Raw genomic sequence first — 25,173 nt, 5'->3', positions numbered from 1 at the left:
AGTTAAATATTAATACCAAGCTTTTTACTATCAATACCATTAGTAAAATTCCAAAGAACACCTTTTAAAACCCATTTTATGAGGTCTTTTCTACCTTTTAATAAGTAAGTTATAATTTGCTTGCTACAGGCTATAAAAATATAATAAATAGTAAATAATAAAGTATTCAAAAAACCGGTATTTCTACGGATAAACAGCATCCTGTTCCTTGTCATAAAATAAGTTTTAATAGCGCTCTCTTTACCAACACTCATAGATTCTTTGTGGTAAATTTTAGCTTTCCCAGTAAACCAGATTTTTTTACCCGACTTTTTGAATTTTTCACACCAATCTAACTCTTCATAATAAAGAAAAAATTCATCTGCCATTAATCCTACAAGTTGCAGATCCGCTTTACGGCACATCATGGCGGCACCATGGCAAAATCCGGTTGAGCGGCTATCATTATCGAATTGACCGTTATCGACCTCCATACTACCTATACCACTATTTCTACAGGTTAAATAATTCATATCTGTAAAACCAGCGTATTGAATAATACTTGGTGCATCATGGTATAAAATTAATGGAGAGAGAAGACCAATTTCTGGCTTTTGTTCCATTTCATTTACCATAGCATCAATAAAGCCATCTGTGATCTCGGTGTCATTGTTAAGAAGTAAAAGGTAATCTCCGTTAGCAGCATCAATACCTAAATTGTTACCTCCGGCAAAACCCAAATTTTTATCTGAACGGATATACACCAGCTCAGGATAAACATCTTTGTATTCAGTTTGGTGCTGCAGGGAGCTTCCATTATCAACAAAAATTAACTCAACTTTACATTTTTTGGAGGGATATTCTATTAAAGATTTTAAAAATTCTAAGTTAACCTGATGCTGATTAAAGTTAACGGTAATAATAGAGACATACTTCATTTATTGTAAAAGTAAATATTAGATATTTCATATCATAAGATATACAGTTTTATTATTTTTAAACTCAATCTTATATTAGTGAATCTTGTAACCTGAGTATCTTAAAAACTACACTAATAATCAATTTATCGTATAATATTCGAGCTTTTTACGCTTAAAATTTATACATTTGAGGGGGTTAAAGTTTCTCATCAAATCTTCACCTAAATTAAATTTAAGAGTGCTCTAAATTTAATTGCAATATCATACCGAAAAAACTTTATGCGGGTAGCTCATCTAATTTTAACGTACACAGATCCGAAACAAACTGAAAGAATGATTAAAAATATGGAGCACAAAGACTTCGATTTTTACATTCACGTGGATAAAAAATTCGACATTAACCCTCATCTTTTTTTAAAAAGTATACCTAACGTATACTTTATTAATAACAGAGTTGATGTAAGATGGGCTGGCTATAATACAGTTAAGGCTACTTTTGATTGTATTAAAGAAATTGTGGATACAGGAATTAAATATGAATTTATCAATTTTCTAAGTGGACAAGATTATCCTTTGAAACCAGCCGAGGAGATGATGTCATTTTTCAAAGAGAATATTGGGAAAGAATTTTTAAGCTACCGGGATATTAAAAATGATTGGAAAGAAGGCTTAATAAGGATGGAAAAATATTTTTTTTCAAATCACACCTTTAAAGGAAAAAGTACGCTTGAAAATATCGTAAATCACATAATGCCAAAAAGGAAAATACCATATAATCTTCATCCTTACGGTAAATCGATGTTTTGGATGCTGAGCCCTGAGGTTGCAATGTACGTTGTAAACAAAGTTGAACAAGATAAAAAACTTATAAACTTTTTCTCACTATGCTGGGCAAGCGACGAGTTTGTTTTTCAAACAATATTACTTAACTCAGCTTACAAGGATAAAATTATAAATAATAATTATCGTTACATAGATTGGTCATTAGGTGGCGCAAATCCTAAAACTTTAGATGAATCTGATTTTGAAAAAATCAAGAAATCAGAAATGCTTTTTATCCGTAAAGTTAATCAAAATGTAAGCGGTAAATTATTAGATATGATCGACGCAAAACTATTAACACTTCTCACATTTTTTACATGGGCCATATAATTAACCTCACAACTTTTAAAGATACCCGCGGAATTTTAACTGTTTTAGATAAGGTAGTTGATTTCGAAATCAAGCGGCTTTTTTACATATATGCAGTAGATGATTCTGCCCGTGGCGGACATAGACATCATAATACTTATCAGGCGGCCATTTGCATTCAGGGTTCCTGCAAAATTTCTAATAATGACGGTGAAAAAAGAGAAGTTTTTGATTTAAATTCTCCTGAAAAATGTTTGATTTTAGAACCTAGAGACTGGCATGTGATGCATGATTTTTCTCCTGATGCAATTTTATTAGTGTTGGCTTCTACAGCCTTTGATCCTAAAGACTACATATATGAGCCATATCAGAATACCCTATGAAAACCTAAAACTGCTTAATAAGCCATTTGAAAGTGCTTTTAAAGACAAGTTTAACGATTTTCTTAATAGCGGATGGTATATTTTAGGTAATGAGGTTGCAGAATTTGAAAAAGAATTTGCAAAATACCACAATGAAAAATATGTTGTTGGTGTTGCCAACGGATTAGATGCCCTTATTCTATCCTTAAAATGTTGCAATTTTAAAAAAGGTGATGAAGTAATTGTTCCATCGAATACCTATATCGCTAGTATTCTTTCCATTTTACAATGCGATTTAATTCCCGTATTTGTTGAGCCAAGAATTGATACTTATAACATTGACCCAGAAAAAATTAAAGAAGCTGTAACCAGTAAAACCGTTGCTATTATGGTGGTTCACCTATACGGGCAATGCTGTGAGATGTTACCAATACAACAAATTGCTGATAATCATAATTTAAAAATTATTGAAGATTGTGCTCAGGCACATGGCGCCAAATATCAAAATCAATTAGCTGGTACCTTTGGTCAATTCGGTTGTTTCAGCTTTTATCCAACCAAAAACTTGGGTGCACTGGGTGATGCAGGTGCTATCATTTGCAAATCAGAAGATGATTACATTAAACTCAAACAGTTAAGAAATTACGGTTCAGAGAAAAAATATCATAACGGAATAATCGGTTATAACTCTAGATTAGATGAAGTTCAGGCATCATTTTTAAGAGTTAAACTTCCTCACTTAGATGGCATCAATAATCATAAAAGAAAACTTGCAGAATTATATCAAAACAATTTAACACAAAAATTCGTTAAACCAATAATTGACAAAAATTTTCATAACGTTTATCACATTTATAACATTAGGCACCCAGAGCGAGACAGATTAAAGAAATATCTATTTGAGCACGATGTTGATACTGAAATCCATTATCCGGTTGCTCCGAATAAACAGAAAGCGTTAATAAATTTTAGCAGTTTATCTTACCCGATTTCTGAAAAAATACATGCAACAACATTAAGCTTACCTTGCTCTTTTGCCCATACTGAAGAAGACATTTTGAAAGTAATTGAAATTTTAAACGAATTTAATTAAAAATTTACTATGCATTATCTTCTTAAAGAGTTTGCCCCGCCCATCATAAATACTTTACGCTGGTATAGCTTTAAATACGGATGGAAAGGCAATTATAGCTCATTTGATGAGGCGCAGAAGAAATGTAAAGGTTATGATGAAAATCATATTCTAAACAGAATAATTGAAACAACTCAAAAGGTTAGAGATAATGAAGCTGTTTATGAAAGAGATGGTTTAATTTATGATGAAATTTCTGTTAATCACCATCTTTTAAGCACACTTTTGCTAATTGCATCAAGAAATAACAACAAACTTACTTTGATTGATTTTGGCGGTTCCCTGGGAACATCCTATTATCAAAATATAAACTATTTAAATCATTTAACAGAACTAAATTGGTGTATTATAGAGCAAGAAAATTATGTTAAAATTGGGAAAGAGCAATTCGAAAACGAGCATGTAAAATTCTATTATACACTGGAAGAATGTCTTGCATCAAATTCTAATCCTGATCTATTATTACTATCAAGTTCATTACAGTACATCAAAAATCCATATAATCTTTTACAACATATTCAATCATTTAATGTACCATATTTGATGTTAGATTTGGTTGGCTACAATCCTGATGAAGTGGATAGAATAACAATTCAGAATGTACCTCCGGTTTTTTATGGCATTGAAGCCTCATACCCTTGTACATTTTTTAGTAAGCATAAGTTAGAAGCGCAATTAAATACAAATTATAGTAAGGAATTTGAATTTATTTCTGAGCCTCAAAAATATTATATCAATCTTAAACCTTTCAGATATGAAGGCTCATTATGGAAATTAAAATCATCCTAAATCATTCCAAGTAAATCCAAATCATCCTAAAACATCCAATAATTAATGATAGATTCTTTTGCCCAAAAGTTTAAAAAGCTAAAAACCAATCTTAACATTAAGCGCACATTAGGGCTTGTTTGGTCAGTAGCACCAAAATCGACAGTAATATCTATTTCTATGGTTATTGTTGAGAGTGCTTTATTTTTCTGCTCCCTTTACTTTTTAAAAATTTTAATTGATAAGCTTGCTAAAGTAGATGTTCAAAATGGTAAAGATATTTTCATATATGTTTTATTAGCCGCTATTTCTGCTGTTCTTTATGCTGTTTCCAAGTCAATTTCGGCATATACCACAGAAATTCAAGCAGCTAAAGTATCAGAATTTATCGATGATAAAATTCATGAAAGTGCAATCAAATTAGATTTATCATTTTATGAAAGTCCGGCGTATTTTGATATTCTTAAAAGAGCTAAAGAAGCCGGCCCAGAACGCCCAAATGCTGTGGTAACCAATTTAATAGAAACCCTAAAAAATTTAATGATGCTTTTAGCATTAGGTTCTGTGATATTATCTATAGATTGGTTTCTATTCCCATTACTTGTTCTTTTTGTGCTCCCTACAATGTTAGTGCGAATCAAATTTGCAGAAAAATTACATAGCTGGAGAATGAAGCAAACATCTTTGGAGCGGAAATCTGTTTATTTGAGTGGCTTAATAACCTCAGATACTTCGGCCAAAGATGTTCGAAGCTTACGTATTGGAGATTACCTTAGAAAACTATATTTAAACATTCGACTAATGCTGTTATCAGAAAAACTGACAATAAGCAAAAAGAGTATGTTAAATGAAATTGTAACCACGATTTTAGCCACAACAGGTTTTTTTGCATGTGTAGGTTATATTGCTAACGGAGTTATAACAGGCAAAACAAGTGTAGGTGATATTACATTATTTCTAGTAGTTTTTCCTCAATCTTTTAATCACTTACAAGCTTTAGCAGCCTGTATATCGAAACTATATCAAAATAATATATTTGTTACCAGCATCTTTGATTTATTTGATTTAAAGCCCGTTATAACTGATAAGGCTAACACAATAGCTATTCCAAAAGAGGCAACAAATATTTTGGTTAACAATGTTTCTTTTACCTACCCTCATGGAAAAAAGCCAGTTTTAAAGAATATTAATATCAATATTCCAAGTGGTAAAATAATTGCTATTGTTGGCCTGAATGGTGCAGGAAAAACAACTCTTATAAAACTTTTATCACGACTTTATGACCCAACTCAAGGTTCAATCGATATAAATAATATCAATATCAAAAACTTTAGCTTAAATGATTATCACAAAGAGGTAAGCGTTGTTTACCAGGATTTTGGAAGGTATAATTTTTCTGCCGAGGATAACATTAAGTTTGGGAACATAGATGCAGAACATGATAAAATTAAAATTATTGAAGCTGCAAAAAACTCCGGAGCAGATTTATACATAAATAATTTTCCTGATGGTTATCAAACTATGATGGGAAGATTATTTGATGATGGACATGAAGTGAGTATTGGCCAATGGCAGAAATTAGCAATTGCCCGTGCTTTGTACAGCCCTGCTCGCCTTTTAATATTAGACGAGGCAACAAGTGCTTTAGATGCTTTTTCAGAACGAGAATTTTTCCAGTCTTTACGAACTAGAATAGGTGACCGGGCAGCTTTAATAATTAGCCACAGGGTTTCTGCAGTAGAACATGCAGATTACATATATGTTATTTCTGAAGGCGAGATAAAACAAGAAGGTTCTCACAATAAATTGATAAATGAAGAAGGAGATTATGCCCTATTGTTTAAAAAAGATATTGATACTAAAAATCAAAAGAAAAACTAACTAACGAGAAATGAAAAAAGAAGACCTTTGGCAGATATACGATAATGGTTATGCTAGCGATTACAATGAAAGATACTTACTAAATCCTTTCTCGAAAGTTAGTTCGGATACGGAGGTTAATGTTTTTAAAAAACTTATTAATAAACAAACCGTTTGGCTAGATTTAGGTTGTGGAACTGGTTATTTTTTAAGTTTATTTCCACAAATAAAAAGAGCTGGATTAGATATTTCACCGAAAATGCTTGAGATTGCTAAGGTCGCAAATCCTGATGCTGAATTTTTTAAAGAAGGTGATTTTAGAGTTGATGTACCAGAATGGCATAATAAATGGTCATTAATAAGTTGTATGTGGGGCGCTTATTGCTACGTAAATTCTGTTAAGGAAGTAGAAAGTGTTGTAAGCAATATAATATCATGGAATAGTGAAGGTGGAAATGTATTTTTACCAATTGTTGATTTAGAGGATGTTAGGCCAAATGTTACGATTCCTTATGAAATGCAAATCGATGTATTTGGCGGAAAATTAGATTTAACTAGTGTAACATGGTCATGGTTAGAGGCTGGTACAGGAATATTTCACGAACATTTAGTATCGCCGCATATCGAACATTTTATCAAGTTGTTTCAACCATATTATGATGAGATAGAAATCATAAGGTATCCTCCTTATATGCAAGGTTGGGTATCAAGAAAAGCGATACTTGCAAAATCAAAAAGAAAGATTGCAGATTTTACAAATCTTGGAAAAGTTGTATGGCAAGAAATACCAGAACCTGCAGTAGTAGACCCAAATATGCAATTTGTGAGTCCGTTAGCCGGAATTACAAACAAAAATTTGCTTAAAGAATTCTTGTATAGAATAAAATCAGGAATTTTTCTTCGAGGATTAAAAAACAGAATTAAATATAAATACTAATCAACTTAATAAGAGTGGTTAACAGCAACAATAGAATTAAAAAATTAGTAATTATCACGGCCTGTCTTGATGATTGGGGAGGAAGTGAAGAGCTCTGGGCAAAAAGTATTCCTCATTTTAAATCTAATGGAGTTGATAATGTTATTCTTTATAAAAACCGTGTTAACAAACAGCATCCACAATTTAAAAATCTCATTAAAGAAGGTTTACAAATTAGGGAGTTTGATGGGAAATTAAAAAGGATCAAATCAATAACTGCGAAGGTAGGTCATGTAATTGGTAGAATTGCTGATAAATTGGGTATTGCGGAATTTAGCTGGAATAAATCTGCGAAGAATATATCTAATTTTTTAGCAAAAGACAGTCCCGATTTTGCCATTATTTCTCAAGGTATAAATTTTGATGGTTTGAGCTTTGCCTACGAATGTTTAAAGCAAAACATACCATATATTATTGTTGCGCATAAGGCAGTTGAGTTTTATTGGCCTAGCCAAGGTGACAGAAATTATATGAAGCAAACATTGCTAAAGGCAAAAAAATGTTTATTCGTTTCAAAACATAATTTAAAAATAACCGAAGAGCAATTTGGGGTTAGATTACCCAATAGCGAAATTATTTTAAATCCGGTAAAAACAGAAGTTAACCCGCTACCTTATCCAACAAATAATGAAATTATAAAGTTAGCCTGCGTTGGTAGGCTTTTTGTAATTGATAAGGGTCAGGATATTTTATTGAGGATTTTAAACTCGCCTAAATGGCGGGAAAGGAATTTATCCATAACGTTTTTAGGAAAAGGTCCGGATGAACAGGGGCTTAAAGACATGGCCGAATTATTCGGTTTACGCAATATTTATTTTAAGGGTTATACAGATGACATTCGGGAAATTTGGAAGGAACATCATGCATTGATTTTACCTTCCCGAAGTGAGGGGCTTCCATTAACCATCATCGAAGCGATGTCTTTCGGCAGACCAACAATAGCATCAAATGCTGGTGGAAATGCTGAAATTATTCAAGATGGTATAACTGGATTTATTGGAGAGGGTGATGAATATTCATTTGATTTAGCAATGGAAAAGGCATGGCAACGATCATCTGAATGGGAAGATATTGGTAGAAAAGCTGCAGAATATATTAAACAGGTTTTGCCTCCAAACCCAGAAAAGATTTTTGCAGAACTAGTGTTAAAGAGTTTGAAAACGGATTAATGAAACTGCTAAAATTTACCAGATACAACGAATGGTGGGAATATAAATTAATTCCAATATTAAGTGTAGGCTACAGTACAACATTATTCTATAATTTGGAAGTTGAAGAGACAATACTATTTATTCTGAAAGTTTTACTGGCTGTAATTTTTGGGGCAGTTTATGTTAGTATAATTAATGATTTGGCTGATATAAAAGAAGATCAAATTGCTGGCAAAAAAAACAGAATGGCAACCATGTCAAAATTAGGTAGAACCCTTGTAGTTTTATTGAGTTTGATAATTGGCATATTCTTCGGTTACAATATCTGGCCAGATACGCTTTCATTGATATTCTTCACGCTATCCTATGTGGTATTTTCGGCCTATTCTCTTCCTCCATTTAGATTTAAAAAATCTGGTTTTATCGGTGTTTTATGTGATGCAAGCGGCGCTCACCTATTTCCATCTTTATTAATGAGTGCTCACATCCCCTTTGCAATTGGACATAAACAAAATATATTTTGGATGATTTCTATTGCTTTATGGGCATTATTTTATGGCATTAGAGGAATTTTGGTGCATCAATTTCATGATAGAGAAAACGACCTGATTAGTAAAACAACAACCTATGCAACCTCGGTAAATCCGCTCAACTTCCGTAAAACAGAATATTTTATTTTAGGAATTGAGATGATTGGTACAATTTTAATATTATATAATATTTTAAATCTATACATAGCGCTAGCAGTTTTTGCATATATATTGTTAACCCTTGGCAGATATTCTATATTAAAATATCAAACTGGTTTAATAATTATCCCTACAAATAAGCCGTCTCAATTATTATTAAATGATTTGTATTTAGTTTTTATGCCACTTGCCGTATTATTAAGTTTATCTCTACATAACAAATTCGGTTGGTTAATGTTAATCTTACATATCATATTGTTTCCGAAAAATATTTGGATAGTTATTAAAGACTTTAAACTAATAACAAAACAGATTATTAATAATAAACTTAAAGCATAGAAGCACACATATTATACTTACTTTTGAATACCTTGAAAAGCATACCAGAATGAACATCCCTACTCTTGTTACCATCATAATACCTACTTACAACAGAGAATCCAAAATTGGTGACGCTATCGAAAGTGCTATAAATCAAACCTATCCAAATAAACAAATTATTGTAATAGATGATGGTTCTAAAGACAATACTGCAGAATTAGTCAAAAATAAATACCCATCGGTAGAATACTTTTACAAAGAGAATGGTGGCCAGGCTTCTGCCAGAAATTTGGGCTTAAGTAAATCGAATGGCGAAATGATTGCGTCCCTTGATTCTGATGATATTTGGTATCCTGAATTCCTTCAAAAGTGTATAGATAAGCTAACTACAGATAACTTAGATTTCGTTTTTGCCAATTGGGACCAGGATAAAAAGGTTGGAGATAGCTGGGATTTTTTAGTTAACGACCCTTATTTAAAAAAATATAAAGATAACAGAAAAGGTGATTGGGTAAATTTAGACTATGCAGATCTGAGAGAACTCTACATTCAAGCTTGTCCTTCTCCATCATCATCTGTTGTATTAAGAAAATCTTCAATAGTTTCTGGCTGGGCGGAAAATATAAATATTGGAGATGATTGGTATTTATATTTAGAGATGATTTTAAATAAACAGCCAAAGGCTGCATATTCTTTAGAAAGGTTATGGCGAAAACGTATTGATGATATTAATATTTTTGATGGCAGACATTGGCATGAGGTTTTAGAACATCTATACATTGCCGACTTAAGTTTAAAGATGGATAAATTCAATCATCTTTTAACAAAAAAAGAACTGTTGATAATGCAAAAAAGGTATATGGAAAGTTTGGTAGAGCTATCTAAACATCATCTCTTGCGAAATCACAACATCTCGAATTCAATAAAACTCCTAAAAAAATCTTTTAGTGTAAGCGTTCCCTACACATTAAAAACGATTCCAAAAATTTATATTGAGGCAATTGAGCGAGAAATTAATCGTAAAATGAAAAAAGATAAAGCTCAAAAAAAGATTTTATAAAATTTCAACTTTAATCTAAGAAGGTCTTTATATTATAAAAGGAGGCTAAACTTAAGGCATTTTGTCAAGTTTATCTAAAATTTCAGCATCTACCGCAATATCAAACTTTCTTGCGAAAATCATCTCTGAATTAGTTATTGCATTTAAATCGCCTATACTTAGTATTCTTGGATGAGCACTATCTTCCGGCCATTCAATATATCGCAAATTATCATTTGTTGTATTCTTGCCGTGTTCAGAATTCATGATTATACTAGCAATTACAAACTCATCAGAGCCCCAGCTATATTTAAAAAATTTTTGGAGCTCTTTATTGTTATGTAATTTTAATATTAAATATACTGCACAATCGTAACTAATCGTCCACCAAGACGATTTACTCCCTCCGTGAAACTCCATGCCATCAGGAAACTTACGTTTTTTACTAACCAGATTAAGTATGTTTTGCAGAAAATATTTGCCTTTAAATTTGGCATCTGTAAAATGAAACTTTTCGTATCTGTCTAAAGCTTCACTAAACCAAACCGAATCTTTTTCTTCTATGTGTAGGAAATTTTTGCCCAATCTTTTTGAAAAATACTCATAAATATATTCAGAAGAATGAATCGGATAATCTTGTCCACTTATTAGGTTAACAAAATCATAGTTTTGATTGTAATCTACAACCTCCTTTAAAGATTGAATTATTGCATTGGTAAAACTCCAGCCACCCCAGTTGCAGGTAACTCTGGATTTTATAAACTTAACTCTTGGTATCTTTAATAAGAATTCATATTCTAATATATCCACCTTATTATCTACGTGTATATAAATATCAAAAAATGGATGGTTCAAGCGTTCTACTAGTCGCAAAACTTGCCGTGGATTCTTATGAACCATTAAAATATGTGCAATACGCATTTAGGGACAATTTAAAATTGGCGTCTATTCTATCTTAAATAAATAAACGCTAATATCCAGTGTTTCCACTGACTTAATAATTTTTCCGGTTTTTGATAATTGACTTCGAAGATTTTCTGCTGGAACGCTTTTATTGTTATAATACCATTTCGGTATATTAATGGGATCGCCAACGTTTGAAAGATATCGATTATTAAATATAACCCATACTCTTTTTTTCTTCTTAAATTTATTAAAATCCTGGGTTAAATTTACATTATAATCAGCAAGATTTTTAGAAATTCCCCGAAAATCCCTCCCCTTTATTGCGTAAAATTTATATTTATTCAGTTTTTCAAATACGTTATATCCTGAAAGTTCATTCCAATATACATAAACAGCATCACCATCCTTATATTCAGAATTTACCATATTAAATATTTCTTTTTGATATGATTTTTTATGAACGTAAAAGGTACTCTCATCTTCAACTGATTTAAATGATTGTATGCAAGGGGAAATTAATAATAGTACAACCAATGTTATCTTTAAAAGTTTAGATTTTTTACCATAATTAATGTTATCAATGCAAATACCCACAAAAATTATAAATATTGGCGCTATAAATAACCAGAAGCGTTCTGTTAATGGATAATATTCTAAACCAGAGGCTAAAAATACCAGTAGCAAAGGCGTAATTAATAAAAAAAAATACTCTTTAGATGATTTAAAACAACAATAAATTCCACCTAAGATTAGTGTAAGTGGTATCCATGGCATTTTAACGATAATATTTAATAAATGTCCATCGCCACCATCGCTTGCAAAATTCCATAATAACCCAAGCGGATAATCAAGCATGCGATAAAAACTTGTAAAAAACCATTTTAAATCAGATAATGATTTTGGCGGCAGAGGCATGAAATTATCGTAAAACCTAAACCATGTAACAACCCACTCCGCATCAGGAGTTTTATTTATAAATAAAAAAAATAAAGTAATGAAGCTAATTAACCAGGTAAAAAAGGGAATAAAGCTTTTAAATAAAAGCCGCCATTGTTTAGTTATCATGTAATAAAGCGATAAACCAATACCAATTCCACCTAAAATAAATACTGATGAGTAAGAAAACCATAATAAAATGGCCCCGGAAAAACTTAATATGATAGAATCAGATATATTTTCTAAATTTTTAAATCGTAGAATAACATAAAAAGCCAAAATTGAGCATAGTAATTCTGTTGAGTATTGTTTTATTTCTACCGAATGGTAAATAAATGCTGGAGATAGACATATAATGGCAATGGAAATAAACAGTCCCCATTTTTTAAGGAAAAATTTTGCAACCGGAATAAATACAAAAATTGATAAAACACCTGTTAATAGTGGTAAAATTCTCAAGCTATACTGACTGTTTCCTAGGAACTTTAAAAAAAATTTAATAACTAAAAGAAATCCAATAGGTGCTTTCTGCTGATAATCTAAAGGTTTACCAATAAGTTGCTTATAATCAAACCGCAATAAGCTAGAAACGAGGTAATCTTCATCTAACCATAGTGATCTATCAGCTATATAATGAAAAAGTCTTAAGGAAGTGCCTAGAAAAACGACCAAAACAATTAGCCAATCGACTAATTTATAGTTATTTAATTCTTTTTTTAAGAGCAACATGAGAATAAGCCATCGGGAATTCTGCAATATCGGAATTTTTAATAATTTTACACTAATTAATCTCCCCCTAGGTGAAAAATGTATCCCTTAATAATTTGGAATTAGTAATTTTTGATGTTGATGGCACTTTATATAACCAAAGCCAACTCAGAAAAAAAATGCTTTTTGCTTTAGTTTCATATTTTTTGCTTCACCCATGGAAGATTAATGAGCTTCAAATACTCTATCATTTTAGAAAAGAACGAGAAAAGAAGCAGGGCTTAAGCGCACCAGAGCTAGCCGAGCAGCAATATCTGTGGTGTAAGGAAAAGGTTAATAAACCGATTGATCACATTAAAAGAGTTGTAGATAAATGGATATTTAACTTTCCCAATCGTTTTTTAAAAGAGTGTAGCTATCCTGGTATTAATTTATTTTTCGAAACCTTAGCTCAAAAAAACATTCAAATTGCAATTTATTCTGATTACGATTCATTGAACAAACTTAAAGCAATGGACTTGAAAGCAGATTTATTAGTAAGCTCAACTGACTCAAATATCAATGCCATGAAACCAAATTCTGCTGGTTTAAATTTTATCAAATCGAAATTTAATATAAATGACACTAGCAGGTGCTTGTTTTTTGGGGATAGAAAAGAATTGGATGGAAAATGCGCCGAAAATGCGAATGTGCCATTCTTTCTTGTTGAAAAAGAAGCTGCATCTACCTCATTATATAAGCACCTTGCTAAGAAATTGCTCAATCCCTAAACATGATCGATAAAATTACCATCCCCGGAAACTCCACATCTGATATTAATTTCGAGGAAACCGAACTTCGTCCAGCAGGCTTAAAAGAATATATAGCAATAGCCAGACCAGACAATTGGGTGAAGAACCTATTTATGATACCCGGAATGCTTTTTGCCCTATCTGTATTTAACACCACTTTAAATGGCTCTATTTTTTTAAAGATTTTTTTCGGTTTAACGAGTATTTGTCTTATTGCATCGGCAAATTATGTAATTAATGAATATTTAGATGCTAGCTTTGATAAGTACCATCCACTAAAAAATAAGCGATCGTCTGTAGTTACAATTGTTAAACCTTCCATTGTATACACCGAATATGCATTATTAGCATTAGTAGGCATTACCATTTCTTTTTTCGTTTCTATCAAATTTATGTCAGTCGCGATATTCCTCTTAATAATGGGGATTATTTATAACGTTAAACCATTTAGAAGCAAGGATAGAGTATTTCTGGACGTATTGACCGAATCGGTAAACAATCCTATTCGCTTTGCTGCCGGATGGTTCATTTTTAGTCCGGCATTAGGCATTCCAAGCAGTAAATGGGATTTAGATTGGATCAACACATTTCCGCCTGCAAGTATAATTATTGCCTATTGGATGGGCGGTGCATTTTTAATGGCCACAAAAAGATTTGCAGAATACCGCTTAATTGGCGATCCTAAAGTTGCTAGTTTGTATAGAAAATCATTTAAATTCTACAGTGAAAACAGTTTGTTGGTTTCAATGTTTTTCTATGCTATAACCTGTGCGTTTTTTATGGGGATTTTCCTGATAAAAGATAGGATTGAATTATTAATAAGTTTCCCATTTTTTGCATTACTTTTTGCATGGTACCTTAAAATTGGTTTACTTGATGATTCGCCGGTGCAAGGTTCGGAAAAATTGTACACAAGAAAATGGTTTATGTTGTACCTGGTATTATTTACCATTTTATTGTGTGTATTAATGTTTATCGATATACCTTGGCTTCACTGGCTTTTAAGTAACGCAAATAATTATAAATACAGTAGATAGATTAGATGAAATACGATAAATATGATTTGATTATAGTTGGAACAGGATTCGCTTCATCATTTTTTCTGCAAAAATATCTATCCAAAAATGATTCAACAAAAAAAATTCTCGTGCTGGAACGAGGTTATTTTTATAGTCATGCAGAGAAGTTAAAAGTTAGGCGAGGCGAAACTTTACCCAATTCAAAATACGAACCAAAATGGGATGACCTGGTAGAAAACTTTAATCCTAAAAAAGATTGGCATTTCACAACTGGTTTTGGTGGGAGTTCTAACTGCTGGTGGGGCTGCACACCGCGTTTTATGCCTTCTGATTTCAAAATGAAATCGCTATATGGTGTTGCTCAGGATTGGCCAATTTCTTATAATGATATAGAATCATATTATGAGGAGGCTGAGCAGATTATGCAAATTTCAGGACCTGATGAAACCCCATTTCCAAAAAATGGTAAGTATCCACTGCCAGCGCATAAATTTAGTAAGGTTGATGATATATTGCATAAAAAATACGGTAATCAATACATAAGCCAACCCACAGCAAGAGCGAGCATGGCAACAAAATATCGTAATGCGTGTATGGCATCAAGTACTTGTGGCACATGCCCGGTAGATGCTAAATTTAGTATAGAAAATTCTGGTATGACTATCTATCAGGATTCAAGGGTGGAAATAGTTTACGGCGCTGAGGTTTATAAATTAGAAATCGTTAATAACGTAGCAAGAAATGTATGTTATGTTAAATCAGATAAAGAATATAAAATAGAGGGAGAGGTTATAGTCTTAGGTGCAAATCCATTTTTTAACTCAAATATTTTACTTAATTCGGGTGATAAAAACCCCTTAACAGGTAAGGGTTTTGGAGAGCAACTGGGTGTACAGGTTTTAATTTATTTAAATGATTTAAGTAACGCTGGCGGTAGTACCTGGGTTAATGCAAATGGATACATGCTTTACGATGGACCGCATAGAAAGGACCACGCTGCATGCTTAATTGAAGTTAATAATGCTCCATTTTTAAGATTTGAAGATAAGAAGTGGTTGAATATCGCCAGTTTCAGACTTATTTTTGAGGATATTCCTGCTGATAATAATTACATTACCACATCTGATAACAAATTAAAACCGCAGGTTCATTTTAAAGGTAGATCTGAATACGTTGAAAAGGCATTAGCAAATGCAAAAGAAAAATTACCAGAATTATTATCATGCTTACCAGTTGAAAAATTCAAATATTTAGATCCTTTTCCAAATGAAGGTCATATAATTGGTGGAACCAGAATGTCAAAAGATGCCGAATCTGGTGTAGTTGATAAACATCTAGTTCATCATAAATATAGAAACGTTTTTGTATTGGGTGCTGGTGCATTTACAACATACAGCGCATCCAATCCAAGTTTAACATTATCTGCCCTTTCCTTACACGCTGCTGATAAAATGTTTTGATATGCAAAGAAGAAAATTTTTATTGATAACAGGTGTCGCTGTTGGCATGGTAGCTATACCTCCTTCTTTATATTTTGTATCACCAAATATTAAAAAATATGCTGAAAAGCTTATTGAAAAAGAGTTGGGATATATGAAACTGGATAAAAAAGGAATAAACAATTATATTAACGATTACTTTGGAAGTTCTGCAAATAATGTTGTTTCAAATTTAAAGTGGAAAGCGCTATACTTCGGTAGATATAATTCGTTTGATTCTAATAATATTAATGATCTTTTAAAATATTATTTACTTTCAACAGATTTCTTTTTAAATAGAATGGACACTACCAAACCTGTAAAATATATAGGATTGTTTGACCCTTACAAAAGTCCTGTAGCAAATCCATACTCCTATTTATTTTTGCAGAATAGCTAATTTAGCCTTTAAACAATTTCCTGATAGATTTGCTTATAGATATCTTTCTGAAAAGGCCTTCTCAAAAAGAGCTTTAAAATCTGCTTGAATGCATAAAAATAATTATTTTGTACTTTAGCAATTTTTATCTGTTCTAGTGATAAATCATTTTCGATACGTATCAAAAGTTTTTTACTATTCTCGTTAAAATTTATAAAATATTGTGCGAGCTCAGATTTATCACGAAATAATTTAGTTAAAAATATATCCATCATTACTTTTTGCCTCTTGCCCCAATAATGGCAAACAATATTTTCAGCCGAACGGATTTCTGTAACTTTTTGCAGAACTAAAGAGAATGCCAACTGTTCACTAACAAACCATCTGGAGTTTTCGTGAAATTGGATGGTCAAATCTGTAACATCATCCATCAAATTTGCAAAATCTTTATTCAAGGCCAACACACCTGTATTCCAGCTAAAATAAGTACCATCAAAAATAACTTCTTCACCCCCAACAATAAATTTTTTGCCTGATATAAAATTCATAAAAGATTGGGGGAAATGACCCTGTCCAAAAGAAGAAAATTGCTCTACCGCATCACATAATTGATATTCTTTTTTATGCAAAAAAGATTTTCTACTCTCAAAATTATTAAAAATATGTGCAGGATTTTGGATAAAGAAAGTATCGGTGTCAATAAAACATAGATCATCATTTGGATATTTCTGAAAAGTCATTTCAATAACTCCAACCTTTTTTAAATGTATATAGTCTGTATTTCTTTGTAGTTCTATAGAAAGTTCGGGAGTTAACAATATATATTCTACAGAGGGATTATCAATATACTCAACAAAGAAAGATGGTAAATCTGTATAAACGATAATTCTTACATTCTCAGAGTCAAAATTCCATGCAAAAAAGCTATGAATACAAAATAGGGCTCTTTTATATTCGGTTTCGCCGCCGTAAGACAACAGCACCAGGTTTTTATTCATGAATTCAACTATATATAGAGGGACAAATTTTCAATAAAATAATAAAAACTATTTCAGATTATATCAATTTTTCGATAAAAAAATGATACTCTGCAAAACACCTACACTTTCGTGCCAAGCAAAACGAGAAAAAGTAACTATGTAACTGGTTGCTATTTATGCAAAAAATGAAATCTTTAATAAGATTATAAAAACTTAATGATTTTTACATGATTAATCACATAAAATAACATATATTGCAATATACTAAGCAAACCACTAAAAACATACCAATATTAGCTTTCGTGTATTATTTTTAATACGTAGACATTTAAAATACAACTACAAAACATAAAAATAGGGTTGAAATGCAATTATAAAGCATTTATTAAATCCTTTTTACTCTGTAATATTAGTGTCATAAAAACAGCATGCTAAAACAAAAACATAGCAAACATTACAAACAAAATACTGTGTTCAACCATAAACTAACAACTAAAATGAATAAAAGCTTGCCAAAAACTAAAACAAAGCAAGAATTTAATTGCACAATAATCCAGCGTTATCCCGTTTTAAGGTCAACAAACAATTATTAGTTTATCTTTAAACATTAAGGAAATGAAAAAGTTTAAAAAAATGCAAATTTTATTTGCACTGGTTTTTCTTGTTTTTGCAACTGCCTGTAAAAAGAATGGTTTAGTAACTGAACCTGAAGCTGAAACACCAATAACCCCGCCTACAGTAGCACCCACACCAACAACTCCTGTATCAGTTACTCCCTTTTACGAAGTTGGAAATGGGTCTGGTGATTTAACAATCGATGGTAAATCTTTGGACTTATCAACCATCAAACTCATTAAAATTAAAACTGGCACATACAGATGGATAACCATCAAAAATATTTCTGGAAGTTCTGCTCAGCCAATAGTAATCAAAAACATTGGTCAGGTTTCATTAACTGAATCCATGCAAACTGAAAATGTTAATAATGTAGTTGTTGCCGGGGATAATGATCCAGAATTAACTTATGGTTTTAAATTTGAAAATATTTCATATCGAGCCATTAGCTTAAATGGAAAGATGAATGGAATTACGTTGAAGAACATGAAGTTTAAGAACGTTTCTGATTTTGTAATTGCAGGAAATAGCGGTAACGATAGTAGGTTAAAATACGATGGAACATCACAAACTAGAACAGAAAATTTCAAAATTCTAAATTGTTCATTCGATAATACTGGTACGATATCTTTTGGCGGCAACCTTAACGAATCTGAAGATAGTGGTTTTTTTAAAGATGTTGAGATTGCTTATTGCTCTTTTGAAAATTCAGATGCTGGTGCAGTATGCAGCTTTACAAATGTTCAAGATTATAATATCCATCACAATGTTGTCAACAATGTAAACCAAAATAATAACAACCATAATGGAGTATTTTTCATGCAAGGAAATGGAAAGTTCCATGATAATAAATTAACAAATTATCAAGGTAATTCAATTAGAATGTGGGTTTATTCACGCGGATCAAGTCCTGCCACTTTAGAGATTTACAACAACATTTGTTATAATACAAGAAAGTATGGTGCCTTTGAATTACAAGGATTCTCAAGAAACTTGATTGCAGGCAAAACTACTTTTGGAAATGCTAAAGTTTATAATAATACAGTGGGTAAAATGAATGTTTCCAAAGATTGGGAAGGCCAGGTTTTAGATCTTTATAATTATGGGGGCACATTAGAGTATTATAACAACCTTGGCTTCGATTTAAATGGAAGCAAAGGTATTACTAATATGCTTAATAATATGAGTGATACAAAAATTATCAAGGAAGAGAATAACAAATATTTTACTCAGCAATCAGCTGCTGTTTCAAACATATCTACATTCATCTCTTTAAGTCCAGGCGTTGGCGCTAGTGGAATATAGTTGTTGTTGTTAAAAACCTTAACGTAACTATCTTAAAAATTAATGCCTCAAAAACCCTGATTTTTGAGGCATTAATTTTTATTTTGAATGTCAAACATTCAATTGATTGTTTAATATAGAATGTTTTCTATGAATGCGGTTATAAAAAATTGCGCCAACAAATAAACATTTGAATTATTACGTATAACTAAAATTTAAGAAAGAACTTTTTTATTTTATTGACTATTTTTCTCGCATGTCTTTGATTACCATTAATAGGTTTAAAGTTTTTCCATGGAGTTGAAGAAAGATATCTATAAAACTCTTGTTTATAAACTTCTTGAGAATTATATGTAGAAAAGATTGGTTTTATATCAAGGAAATGAACAAGAGATGGTGACTCATTTTCCTTAAATGCGAACCAATTCCATTTTGGGTCTAGTTGAAGCCATTTATTTGCTAAAACAACATTTAAGCCATACTGATCTGCTAATTGAACATATTTTTTATGGATTCTTAACGCTTCGATTACTTTTTCAGATATACCTTCTTCCCGCCATTTGATTGGATTTATAACCAACACACCAGAATTAAAATATTTAGTATCAGCAGTAAGCCCTAGTTCAGCATAATTTGCTATGCCACCCCATTTGCAGTCTACAGTTTTACCAACATCTTGAGCAGCAGCTACAGTGTAATCCCCTAAGTCGATGTTCCAAAGTTTAGAAATATCATCTTGTACAATTGTGTCTACATCTAGATAAATAAGCCTTTCCACATTCTTATCAATAACATAAGGAGAAAACACACGCATGTAGGCAGTTAAAGGAAAAGCAGAATTATCAACCGGAATAGTTATATCCGCAGGTACAATTTCTTTACTCTTAAACCATTTTATGGTAATTCTATCTGGATCTACTATTGATTCTAATTTTTTTCTAAAGCTCGCAGCAATACCATCATCAATGATGTAAAAATCAATATGTTCACTTGTTTTATGGTTCAAATCTATAGACTTAAGCAAAGCAGCAATCAAGATCGCGTAGTGATTGTCACTGGCAACTACTATAGAAATGTTATTATTATCTTTCATAAATTATAGGTAATTAACTTTAAGCAAGTTATTTAAACAAGAATATTTTGGCTTTTTGAATTAAATTTTTTACTTTTTTAATTTTACGGCTTATTTTACCTTTCGGTTTAAAACCTTTCCAAGCGGTTTGATTTAGGTAATAAAAAAACTCTTCCCGATAATTATAAGAATAATCTTTAAATATGGGCTTTATGTTAAAATAATGAACAAGATAGGGTTTTTTTATTGTATTTACAGAGAAGCAGCTCCAAAGCGGATCTACGTGATACCACTGACCAATTAGCGAAATATTAAGGCCGTACTGATCTCCTAATGCCGCATATTTTTTATTATTATTAATTGCTTCAAAAGTTTTTTCCGTGATTTTTTCTGCTTTCCATTTATCAACATTTATTACTATTAAACCAGCATTAAAATATTTTTCATTAGCATCTAATCCAAGCTCTACATGGTTTTCAATACCTGCTCCAATAGTCTTAACTATAGGACCTATTGTATCGCTAACAGCGCCAATTATTTTATTACCAATATCAATATTCCAGAGTTTACTTATATCCTCGAGCATAATCATATCAACATCCAAGAAAATTATTTTATCAATATGTTGCGGAATAAAATATGGGATTAAAACTCTTATGTAAGTATTTATTGGATAAGAATTGCTAACCAATGGCAATTGAATGTTTTCAGGAATAATATCTTTCATTAACATCCAATTGAGCTTCATTTTATCAGAGTTTAAAGACTCGATAATTTTCCGTTTGCTTTTGGCAGATATATTGTCATCAACAATATACACATCAATTATTTCTTCTGTTTTATGATTTAACTCGATTGATTTTAAGAACGCACCTAAAAGAATTGCGTAATAATCATCGCAAACTAAAACGATACTTATTCTATTATTTATATTACTCATATTATTTTAAATAAACCATGCCAATTGCTCCAGCACATAAATTACAAATCAAACAAATAAACATTTAGTGTTTTCTAAAATTATTTAATAAAACAATAGATGAATTTTTAACTTCCTTAAAACCAACTCTATAAATATCAAAAAAATTAAATTTAAAATAATTGTTTAGTGGTTTATAAGTCATGTATATCGCTACTAAAATTGGCGTAACCGATGCAATTGCTACAGAATAAACAGAATGATAAATACCAACAAAGGCAAAAACTGCTGCAATATTGACGAGTGACATAACTATTATTTTATAAAAATTAATTTTTGGTTGATGAATTATATCTACACCAATCGCAAAAAATCTATCCGCAGGATATAACAACGCAATTATCATGAAAATTCTAAATAGATTCGGTGCCTCATTAGCAACATATCCTTTTCCTCCAAGCAAATTTATAATGGGCTCGGCAAATATAACAGAAAGGATTACTACAGGTATAAGCACTATTGTAAGCATTCCTACTAACTTTTTTAAAGTATAAACCATCCTTGCCTTTTCTCCATTGTTGTAATTTGTTGATAAAAGTGGCATTCCACTGGTCACAAAGCTCAAAAGTGGTATTTCTACAATTTGTAAAAGCTTTCCTCCTAAATTATACATAGCTAATGCCGCAGGACCTATAAGGAAATTTATTATGAAAGTGTTTGTAACACCAAATAAATTCGAACTAATATTAGTGCCCATACTATACTTGCCAAAATGAAACAGTTCCCAAGCGGTGTTAGATTTTGCTTTAAAAACCGATGAAATCATTGTCCACCTTAACGCTAAAACAATAATGCCTGCAAATAAGTTTGAGCCAATAAATGTATACATTACTGTCGTTAAATTTAACTTCCCTAAGAATGCAAATGCAAATATTGAAACCGTATATGCTCCCTGATTAAAGACCCTAAGCCATAACAACCTATCAAAACGTTTACTAGCCTGAACGATACAATCGGTCATAAAACAGGGTAATGTGATTAGTGATATTATAGAAAAATATTTTAAAAATAAAACCAAGCCTTTATCAGAAACATAATTTGCAATGAAGTAAGTTGGTATATTGATAATAATAAAAGTTGCCGATACAACTAAAGCTAGTAACCAAGCAGAGCCCGCAACTTCTAATCCTCTTTCCTCGCTCGTGCCTGAAAAAAATTTAACTATAGTTATGGTTAAAAATCCTGCACGTAAGTTATCCATTAAGCCTATTATAGCTAAGAAGAAAATGTAAATTCCAATATCTGTAACGGTCAAACTTCGGTATAGAATGGAAAGCGTAATCATTCCAAATAATGCCATCATCCCATTTGCCAATAGAGACTGAAAATGCATATTTTTAAAAATGGTTAAAGCCTTATTTATAGTTTTTATCATGGGTAGTTACTGCTAATATTTCTGGTAATTATAAATTTCCGCTTGCTATTTCTTTTGCCGCAAAATCACAAGCTCTAGCAGTTAATGCCATATATGTAAGAGATGGATTTTGGCAAGCAGATGATGTCATACAACTTCCATCAGTAACAAAGACATTTTTAACGGAGTGAATCTGATTAAAACTATTTAAGACAGATGATGCCGGGTCATGTCCCATTCTGGCGGTTCCCATTTCATGTACAGTTGAACCGCCAGGTTTGTGATAGTTAAATGAACTTACATTAGAAAAACCTGCGTTACGTAACATTTCAGCAGAGGTTTCTTGAATATCATTCATCATTTTCATTTCATTTTCCTTAAATGAAAAATTAATTTTTACCAATGGTAGTCCCCATTTATCCTTCTTTTCATTCTCTAGCGAAATCTGGTTATCATAATATGGAAGGCATTCACCCCATCCGGCCATCCAAATTGTCCATGTTCCTGGTTGAGTTAACTTTGCCTTAAAATCTAAACCAAATCCTTCTTCATACTGCCTATCTTCCCATTCTTGTCTTTCACCATCACCTTGGATATTGTAACCTCGCTTAAAGTCTAAACTTTCATCAGTTTTTAAATTTCGGTATCTAGGAATTAGAAAACCACAAGGCCTTCTTCCTTTATAATACATATTGTTATATCCATCATATTCACCGTAAGCACCAGCAGAAGAGTGATGATCCATTAAATTATGCCCCAATTGTCCGCTATCATTTCCTAATCCATTTGGAAACCGTTCAGATTTTGAATTTAATAATAATGCAGTTGTAGGTATTGTTGAAGCATTTACAAAAATAATCTTCGAATAAAACATTAAGGTTTCATTTGTATTTGCATCAATAACTTTTACACCTGTAGCTTTTTGCAGTTGGTCATTATAAATAATCTCAGCAGCTATCGAAAATGGTCTAAGAGTTAAATTACCCGTAGCAGTAGCGGCTGGAATAGTAGAGCTATTGCTGCTAAAATATCCTCCGTATGGGCAGCCCCTACTGCATAGATTACGATTTTGACAAGGCCCCCTATTATCCCATCCTTTTGTTAGATTGGCTACCCTTGCAATTGTTAGAATTCTTTCATTTGAAGTCTTCTTTAGTGAGTCAGCTAAATGCATTTCTATACAATTTAGTTGCATAGGTGGTAAGAATTTACCATCAGGCAATTGCGGTAATTTTTCTGCCTGACCACTAATACCTATAAAAGATTCAACATAATCATACCAAGGTTCCAAATCATTATACCTTATAGGCCAATCTATACCAAATCCGTCATTTTTATTAGCCTCGAAATCCAAATCACTCCATCGGTAACATTGCCGGCCCCATAGTAACGATTTGCCTCCAACCTGATATCCTCGAAGCCAATTAAAAGGCTTTTCCTGTATGTAAGGGTTTTCTTTATCACTTATATAAAAATGCTTGGTTGAAGGATCATAAGCATTGCTCTGTATGGGATCATTTTCACGGTCAGAGATTGTATTATGCATTCCATTTTTAAAATCCCATGGATTAAGCATAGCGGTTGAATAATCTTTAATGTGCTCAACATTTCTACCACGTTCAAGAAGAAGAGTTTTCAAACCCTTTTTACAAAGTTCCATTGCTGCCCATCCACCACTTATGCCTGAACCGATTACAATGGCGTCATATGTGTTATTAGATTCTAAATCTTTCATCGCTATTTTGTGGCCCAAGATTTTTGATTTTTTTTTAGGGCAATACAAGGTTTATAGTTACCTGGAATATAATCGTATGCTAATCCCTTGGTAGCCCCCAACTGCGAAAGACAGTAACCATCAACCGTTAATTCTTTTAATTGGGTAAAAAATGATTTACCGAATAGCTTTGTATTTATTTTATTGAAGATAGGCGTATCATAAGTATCATTTTTTTCAAAATAACTTAGAATTTTATTTTTTTGGGTTTCATTACAATTACTAAAAGACTTACCAAAATTTTCATTGCTGTAGGTTTTAACAGACTCTAACCCTTTTAAGAATTTATTTTGCTCTACTTTAGCTGTACAATGCGTTATAACATTTATTATATATTTATGTACACTGGCCTCTTTTGCACCTGGAGTATCAGAAGATGGTATTATTGTTTCGGCTAAATCTGCTATTAAATCCCCAGAGGATAAAAGTGTTTTTTCGTTAAATGCGTTGTGTAGGCTTATCCATCTGTAAAGAGAAAAGGAAGATCCACCTACAAAACTTAAAGCCAAAATACCTTTTATAGTTGTCCTTCTATTCACTAATTTTGTTTGGATAATTAAGAAGGTAAAT

Annotated in this window: 23 protein-coding genes; 14 read left to right on the top strand and 9 right to left on the bottom strand. The window is 31.8% G+C overall.

The window, feature by feature from the left end:
* Nucleotides 1-2: 2 nt before the first annotated feature.
* Nucleotides 3-917, bottom strand: coding sequence for a glycosyltransferase family 2 protein (locus LUA86_RS04350; protein WP_231459368.1), 915 nt, complete (start codon nt 915-917; stop codon nt 3-5).
* A gap of 261 nt (nt 918-1,178) precedes the next feature.
* Here LUA86_RS04350 and LUA86_RS04345 point away from each other — a divergent pair, with 261 nt between their 5' ends.
* Genes LUA86_RS04345 through LUA86_RS04305 form a run of 9 tightly spaced genes read left to right on the top strand, consistent with a single transcriptional unit; the run spans nt 1,179 to nt 10,349 of the window.
* Nucleotides 1,179-2,051, top strand: coding sequence for a beta-1,6-N-acetylglucosaminyltransferase (locus LUA86_RS04345; RefSeq protein WP_255713370.1), 873 nt, complete (start codon nt 1,179-1,181; stop codon nt 2,049-2,051).
* Nucleotides 2,039-2,413 carry an FdtA/QdtA family cupin domain-containing protein gene (locus tag LUA86_RS04340; protein WP_231459366.1) on the top strand — a complete coding sequence of 125 codons (375 nt, stop codon included), beginning with the start codon at nt 2,039-2,041 and terminating at the stop codon, nt 2,411-2,413. The genes LUA86_RS04345 and LUA86_RS04340 overlap by 13 nt, the downstream gene beginning before the upstream one ends.
* Nucleotides 2,388-3,485: a DegT/DnrJ/EryC1/StrS aminotransferase family protein gene (locus tag LUA86_RS04335; RefSeq protein WP_231459365.1), complete on the top strand. Its 1,098-nt coding sequence runs from the start codon at nt 2,388-2,390 to the stop codon at nt 3,483-3,485. Before LUA86_RS04340 ends, LUA86_RS04335 begins: the two co-directional genes overlap by 26 nt.
* 9 nt (nt 3,486-3,494) lie before the next feature.
* Nucleotides 3,495-4,313: a methyltransferase, TIGR04325 family gene (locus LUA86_RS04330; protein ID WP_231459364.1), complete on the top strand. Its 819-nt coding sequence runs from the start codon at nt 3,495-3,497 to the stop codon at nt 4,311-4,313.
* Nucleotides 4,314-4,358: 45 nt separating this feature from the next.
* Nucleotides 4,359-6,173 (top strand): ABC transporter ATP-binding protein, encoded by a 1,815-nt coding sequence (locus LUA86_RS04325; protein WP_231459363.1) that lies wholly within the window; start codon nt 4,359-4,361, stop codon nt 6,171-6,173.
* Between the two features lie 10 nt (nt 6,174-6,183).
* A complete protein-coding gene (locus tag LUA86_RS04320; protein WP_231459362.1) occupies nt 6,184-7,089 on the top strand; it encodes a class I SAM-dependent methyltransferase in 906 nt (301 codons plus the stop codon).
* A 14-nt stretch (nt 7,090-7,103) separates the two neighbouring features.
* Entirely contained in the window at nt 7,104-8,297 is a 1,194-nt protein-coding gene (locus tag LUA86_RS04315; RefSeq protein ID WP_231459361.1) for a glycosyltransferase, read from the top strand.
* On the top strand, nt 8,297-9,307 hold the full coding sequence (locus tag LUA86_RS04310; protein ID WP_231459360.1) for a UbiA family prenyltransferase: 1,011 nt from the start codon (nt 8,297-8,299) through the stop codon (nt 9,305-9,307). Before LUA86_RS04315 ends, LUA86_RS04310 begins: the two co-directional genes overlap by 1 nt.
* Nucleotides 9,308-9,356: 49 nt before the next feature.
* Nucleotides 9,357-10,349, top strand: coding sequence for a glycosyltransferase family 2 protein (locus tag LUA86_RS04305; RefSeq protein ID WP_231459359.1), 993 nt, complete (start codon nt 9,357-9,359; stop codon nt 10,347-10,349).
* A 51-nt stretch (nt 10,350-10,400) separates the two neighbouring features.
* Here LUA86_RS04305 and LUA86_RS04300 read toward each other — a convergent pair whose 3' ends face one another.
* Complete coding sequence (locus LUA86_RS04300) at nt 10,401-11,249, bottom strand: beta-1,6-N-acetylglucosaminyltransferase (protein ID WP_231459358.1); 849 nt, start codon at nt 11,247-11,249, stop codon at nt 10,401-10,403.
* 24 nt (nt 11,250-11,273) lie between these two features.
* Nucleotides 11,274-12,899, bottom strand: a complete 1,626-nt coding sequence (locus tag LUA86_RS04295) for a glycosyltransferase family 39 protein (RefSeq protein ID WP_231459357.1) — start codon at nt 12,897-12,899, stop codon at nt 11,274-11,276.
* Between the two features lie 95 nt (nt 12,900-12,994).
* Between LUA86_RS04295 and LUA86_RS04290 the strand changes: the two genes are divergently transcribed.
* From LUA86_RS04290 to LUA86_RS04275, 4 genes are read left to right on the top strand one after another with little or no spacing between them, the layout of a single operon-like run.
* Nucleotides 12,995-13,648: an HAD family hydrolase gene (locus tag LUA86_RS04290; protein ID WP_231459356.1), complete on the top strand. Its 654-nt coding sequence runs from the start codon at nt 12,995-12,997 to the stop codon at nt 13,646-13,648.
* A 2-nt stretch (nt 13,649-13,650) separates the two neighbouring features.
* Nucleotides 13,651-14,706 (top strand): UbiA prenyltransferase family protein, encoded by a 1,056-nt coding sequence (locus LUA86_RS04285; protein WP_231459355.1) that lies wholly within the window; start codon nt 13,651-13,653, stop codon nt 14,704-14,706.
* Nucleotides 14,707-14,711: 5 nt separating this feature from the next.
* On the top strand, nt 14,712-16,148 hold the full coding sequence (locus tag LUA86_RS04280; protein WP_231459354.1) for a GMC oxidoreductase: 1,437 nt from the start codon (nt 14,712-14,714) through the stop codon (nt 16,146-16,148).
* Nucleotide 16,149: 1 nt separating this feature from the next.
* Entirely contained in the window at nt 16,150-16,566 is a 417-nt protein-coding gene (locus LUA86_RS04275; RefSeq protein WP_231459353.1) for a hypothetical protein, read from the top strand.
* A gap of 8 nt (nt 16,567-16,574) precedes the next feature.
* Here the strand turns inward: LUA86_RS04275 and LUA86_RS04270 are convergent, their stop codons facing one another.
* Nucleotides 16,575-17,543, bottom strand: a complete 969-nt coding sequence (locus tag LUA86_RS04270) for a hypothetical protein (RefSeq protein WP_231459352.1) — start codon at nt 17,541-17,543, stop codon at nt 16,575-16,577.
* Nucleotides 17,544-18,140: 597 nt separating this feature from the next.
* Between LUA86_RS04270 and LUA86_RS04265 the strand changes: the two genes are divergently transcribed.
* Entirely contained in the window at nt 18,141-19,445 is a 1,305-nt protein-coding gene (locus tag LUA86_RS04265) for a hypothetical protein (RefSeq protein ID WP_231459351.1), read from the top strand.
* 187 nt (nt 19,446-19,632) lie between these two features.
* On the opposite strand, the gene LUA86_RS04260 is transcribed toward LUA86_RS04265, so the two are convergent.
* From LUA86_RS04260 to LUA86_RS04240, 5 genes are all read right to left on the bottom strand, one after another.
* Nucleotides 19,633-20,517 carry a glycosyltransferase family 8 protein gene (locus LUA86_RS04260; protein WP_231459350.1) on the bottom strand — a complete coding sequence of 295 codons (885 nt, stop codon included), beginning with the start codon at nt 20,515-20,517 and terminating at the stop codon, nt 19,633-19,635.
* A gap of 28 nt (nt 20,518-20,545) precedes the next feature.
* Complete coding sequence (locus LUA86_RS04255) at nt 20,546-21,436, bottom strand: glycosyltransferase (RefSeq protein WP_231459349.1); 891 nt, start codon at nt 21,434-21,436, stop codon at nt 20,546-20,548.
* Between the two features lie 64 nt (nt 21,437-21,500).
* Nucleotides 21,501-22,850: a lipopolysaccharide biosynthesis protein gene (locus LUA86_RS04250; RefSeq protein WP_231459348.1), complete on the bottom strand. Its 1,350-nt coding sequence runs from the start codon at nt 22,848-22,850 to the stop codon at nt 21,501-21,503.
* A 28-nt stretch (nt 22,851-22,878) separates the two neighbouring features.
* The gene (locus tag LUA86_RS04245; protein WP_231459347.1) at nt 22,879-24,564 is read right to left on the bottom strand and encodes a GMC oxidoreductase; all 1,686 of its coding nucleotides are present in this window, start codon (nt 24,562-24,564) and stop codon (nt 22,879-22,881) included.
* 2 nt (nt 24,565-24,566) lie between these two features.
* Nucleotides 24,567-25,142, bottom strand: a complete 576-nt coding sequence (locus LUA86_RS04240; RefSeq protein WP_231459346.1) for a gluconate 2-dehydrogenase subunit 3 family protein — start codon at nt 25,140-25,142, stop codon at nt 24,567-24,569.
* Nucleotides 25,143-25,173: the final 31 nt, after the last annotated feature.

Origin of the sequence: Pedobacter sp. Leaf132, from assembly GCF_920984695.1 — a bacterium.
In the GTDB taxonomy this organism is placed as follows: Bacteria; Bacteroidota; Bacteroidia; order Sphingobacteriales; family Sphingobacteriaceae; genus Pedobacter.
This window is presented reverse-complemented; position numbering and strand designations above follow the sequence as displayed.